This window comes from Streptomyces durbertensis (genome assembly GCF_014156695.1).
Classification (GTDB): Bacteria; Actinomycetota; Actinomycetes; order Streptomycetales; family Streptomycetaceae; genus Streptomyces; species Streptomyces durbertensis.
Window position 1 is genome coordinate 1 of the sequence record NZ_WMLF01000515.1, and the last position, 3449, is coordinate 3449.

At 70.4% G+C, this 3449-nt stretch carries 2 protein-coding genes, 1 tRNA gene and 2 pseudogenes; 4 read left to right on the forward strand and 1 reads right to left on the reverse strand.

Going from position 1 to position 3449, the window contains the following annotated elements; translation table 11 throughout:
• Positions 1 to 254 precede the first annotated feature (254 nt).
• From GL263_RS23585 to GL263_RS23595, 3 genes and pseudogenes are all read left to right on the forward strand, one after another.
• On the forward strand, positions 255 to 1595 hold the full coding sequence (locus GL263_RS23585) for a replication initiator (RefSeq protein ID WP_182857762.1): 1341 nt from the start codon (positions 255 to 257) through the stop codon (positions 1593 to 1595).
• A complete protein-coding gene (locus tag GL263_RS23590) occupies positions 1588 to 1800 on the forward strand; it encodes an excisionase family DNA-binding protein (RefSeq protein ID WP_182857761.1) in 213 nt (70 codons plus the stop codon). The genes GL263_RS23585 and GL263_RS23590 overlap by 8 nt, the downstream gene beginning before the upstream one ends.
• Positions 1800 to 2956 (forward strand): annotated as a pseudogene (locus tag GL263_RS23595) (tyrosine-type recombinase/integrase). Before GL263_RS23590 ends, GL263_RS23595 begins: the two are co-directional and overlap by 1 nt.
• A gap of 81 nt (positions 2957 to 3037) precedes the next feature.
• On the opposite strand, the gene GL263_RS23600 reads toward GL263_RS23595, so the two are convergent.
• A tRNA-Arg gene (locus GL263_RS23600) sits at positions 3038 to 3110 on the reverse strand.
• Positions 3111 to 3315: 205 nt separating this feature from the next.
• On the opposite strand from GL263_RS23600, the pseudogene GL263_RS23605 reads away from it, so the two are divergent.
• Positions 3316 to 3449, forward strand: a pseudogene (locus GL263_RS23605) (electron transfer flavoprotein subunit beta); the annotation flags it as partial.

Here is a 3449-nt window from a genome sequence, read left to right on the forward strand (position 1 = left end):
GCACTCAGGCAGTCGCCGCCGTGCTCCTGGGCGGCGTCGTCCTCACCGCGCTGCTCGCAGCCGTCGCCGTCACGGCCGTCTCCGTGGCCGTCGCCGCCGTCGTCCTGCGCTCCCTGCTCACCTCCCAGCGGCACCACCGCTGAGCGGCCCACCGGAGCGGCCTCGATACCGCCAAGCATCCACCGCCCCGGCAGGCCCAACCCCTCACCCGACAACCAAGCCGGACAAGGAGAAGCACCATCATCACCCGCGACCTGGCACCTCCACGCACCGAACTGCACCGACTCGCCGCCCACGGACAACTTCCCGGCCTCCTCCGGCAGCTCTCCACCCTCGGCGGCTGCTCACGGCCCATCCGCCTCGCCGGACACCGCACGGAACACGCACTCGACACCACCACCGGCGAGATCGGCCCCGTCCTGCACCACCTCGAATCCACCGCCCTCCCGGCCGGGCAGCTCCTCGTGCGCTGCAACAACCGCCGCGCCACCCGCTGTGCCACCTGCGCCGAGACCTACCGCCGCGACACCTACCACCTGATCACCGCTGGCCTGCGCGGCGGCAAGGGCACCCCCGAACACGTCGCCGCACACCCCCGCGTCTTCGCCACCTTCACCGCACCCGGCTTCGGCCCCGTCCACAACCGGCCCACCGGCCGCCCGGCCTGCCGCTGCGGCACCGCCCACCACGACGACGACCCGGCCCTCGGCACACCCCTCAACCCCGACACCTACGACTACGAAGCCGCAGTCCTCTGGAACGCCCACGCCGGAGCACTGTGGCGGCGCTTCTCCATCTACCTGCGCCGGGAGGTCGCCAAGCGCGCCGGACTCAGCCAACGCACCCTCCGCCACCACGCCCGCGTCTCCTTCGCCAAGGTCGCCGAGTACCAGCGGCGCGGTGCCGTCCACTTCCACGCCGTCATCCGCCTCGACGGACCCGACGGCGGCACCACACCACCCCCGCCCTGGGCCACCGCCGAGCTGCTGACGGACGCCATCCGGGCCGCCGCACACTCCGCACGCGTCACCGGCCCGACCCTCAACGGCCGTGAGCACGTCTTCGCCTTCGGCGCCCAGCTCGACATCCGTGTCATCCGCTCCGCCGACTTCACCGGCGGTGCCGAACTCACCGACCGCGCCGTGGCCGGCTACATCGCCAAGTACGCCACCAAGGGAGCCGAGGCCGCCACCGGGGCCCTGGACCACCGCATCCGCTTCCTCGCCGAGATCGCCCACACCGACCTCACCGACCACGCACGCCGCATGATCCGCACCTGCTGGGAACTGGGCGCCCGACGCGACCTCGAACACCTCCGCCTGCGTGCCTGGGCCCACAGGCTCGGCTTCCGCGGCCACTTCTCCACCAAGACCCGCCGCTACTCCACCACCCTCGGCACCCTCCGCCAGGCACGCGCCGACTGGCGCCGCCTCCAAGCCGCCATCGCCCGAGGCGACGACACCCACGCCCCCGCACCCGCCACGCTCGTCCTCGCCCACTGGGCCTACGCCGGAACCGGACTCACCAAGGGCGAACGCTGGCTCACCGACGTACTGCACACCGACCGCGCGGAAGGAGACCCCACTCATGGCTGACCGCTACCTGACCGTGTCGCAGGTGGCCAAGATCCTCGGCACCTCGGAACGCTTCCCACGTCGACTGATCGCTGAGCGACGGATCGTCTTCGTCAAGGTCGGTCGGCACGTCCGCATCCCGGAGAGTGCGCTCAACACCTTCATCGGCGCCAACACGGTGGAGCCGATCGGCCACCGGGGTGGGTCCCTGCGGAGGGCTGCCTGATGGCCAACAAGAGGGGGAGGCGCCGAAGCTTCGGCTCGGTCCGTCAGCTTCCGTCCGGCCGTTGGCAGGTCCGGTACCGGGACCCGGGCACGGGGCAACTGCGCCCAGCGGAGAAGACGTACGCGACCAAGACCGATGCCCAGGTCGCTCTGACGCACATCGAGTCGGACGTGGCGCGGGGCAGTGGTCGGACCCGGACGCCGGGGCGGTGAGCTTCAAGGAGTACGCCACCGCGTGGCTGCGGGATCGGAAGCTCGCCGACCGTACCCGCGAGCGGAACGAGTCGGTGATGCGGCTGCACATCCTGCCCACCTTCGGAGCCTGGAGCGTGGCCGACGTGACGACAGCTTGGGTACGCGGCTGGCGCGGCAAGCTGCTCGCAGCCGGCGTCGGGGAGCCGACCGTGGTCAAGGCGTACCAGCTGCTGCGTGCCCTGATGAACACTGCCGTGGACGACGAGTTGATCCGGCGCAATCCGTGCCGGATCAAGGGCGCGGACCGCTACGACGTGCCCGAGAGGCCCGTCCTCACGGTGGCGGAGGTCTTCGCCCTCGCCGACTCGATCGCGCCGCGCTATCGGCTGCTCGTGCTGCTGGCGGCCTTCACCACGCTGCGGTTCGGTGAGCTGGCAGCTCTCCGACGCCGGGACATCGACCTGGAGGGGCTGGCCGTCACCGTCCGCCGTGCTCAGGCCGAGCTGCAAGACGGCCGCCTCTTCGACACGGCACCGAAGTCCGCGGCTGGCGTGCGCTCTGTCTCCTTCCCTGCCGAACTGCTCGACGCGGTCACGCACCACCTGGAGCACTTCGCCGCTCCCGGCCGTGACGGGCATGTCTTCGTCGGGCCGCAGGGTGGGCAGTTGCGGCGGAGCAACTTCCGGGACGACTGGATCGAGGCCCGGAAGGCTGCGGGTGTCACGGCCGAGCTGCACTTCCACGATCTGCGGCACACGGGCAACACGCTGGCCTCGACGGCCGGGGCCAGCACGCGGGAGCTGATGACGCGGATGGGGCACAGCAGCTCCCGGGCTGCGCTGATCTACCAGCACATGACCAGCGGCCGGGACCGAGCCGTCGCCGACCGCCTTGGGGCCATGATCCGGAGCGGTGGGGGAGTGGCTTCCGGCTCCCCCGGAGAGGACGCCGACCGGACGTAGTGGCACGCGTGTGGCACGAGGCCGGGAACGACGAAGGGCCAGCGTGGGAGGAAACCTCTCCTAAGCTGGCCCTTCGGTCTGTGCCCCCGGCAGGATTCGAACCTGCGACACCCGCTTTAGGAGAGCGGTGCTCTATCCCCTGAGCTACGGAGGCGGGTAGGCACGCTGCGGTGAGGTGCTGACCGACCTCAGACAGGGTAACGGATCAGAGTTCGTGCGTGGTCGCTTGCCGCCCTCTTCGGTGTGCGGTTGTCCGGCCCCGCGGATGTGCCCGTGTGGCTTCCGCGCCGAGAGGGTACTAAGTGTAGTATCGGTAGGGAACTGAGTTCCGCAGTTGTGACCAGGACGGAGACGGACCCGTGGCCCTGAGGATCGTTGTCTGTGTGAAGTACGTGCCCGACGCTACTGGCGAGCGGCAGTTCACGGAGGACCTGACCACGGATCGTGAGTCGGTGGACGGTCTGTTGTCGGAGTTGGACGAGTACGTGGTTGA

Excerpts from the sequence above, each read along its gene's own strand:
- GL263_RS23590 (WP_182857761.1), top strand. The coding sequence starts at position 1,588 with ATGGCTGACCGCTACCTGACCGTGTCGCAGGTGGCCAAGATCCTCGGC.